1 protein-coding gene is annotated in these 315 nt (G+C 59.7%); it reads right to left on the reverse strand.

What is annotated here, in order from left to right; translation table 11 throughout:
• The coding region (locus HY29_RS19495) for a hypothetical protein (protein ID WP_206741999.1) at positions 1–315 on the reverse strand (315 nt) is incomplete at both ends.

A 315-nucleotide genomic window follows, 5' to 3' on the forward strand; every position in this document is an offset into this window, starting at 1 on the left:
GCTTCTGACGACATAATTGCCATTGCTCAGCTCGGTCACACCGCCGTAGCCCACCCGGTCATTTGCCGTGGTGCCCACGAGGCTGTTGTCCTTGGACACCTCGCCGCTCACACCCTCCGTGCCACTGCCCCATGTCACTGCACCGGCTTCGCTCGCACCGATATTGTCCCAATTCGGGCTAAGGACGAAATAATTGCCATTGCTCAGCTCGGTCACACCATAAGCGCCCAACCGGTCGTTTGTATGGGAGCCCACAAGGCTGTTGGTGGCAGACACCTCTCCTGTCACACCACTTGCGCCATCGCCCCACGTCAC

It is taken from the genome of Hyphomonas beringensis, assembly GCF_000682755.1.
Classification (GTDB): Bacteria; Pseudomonadota; Alphaproteobacteria; order Caulobacterales; family Hyphomonadaceae; genus Hyphomonas; species Hyphomonas beringensis.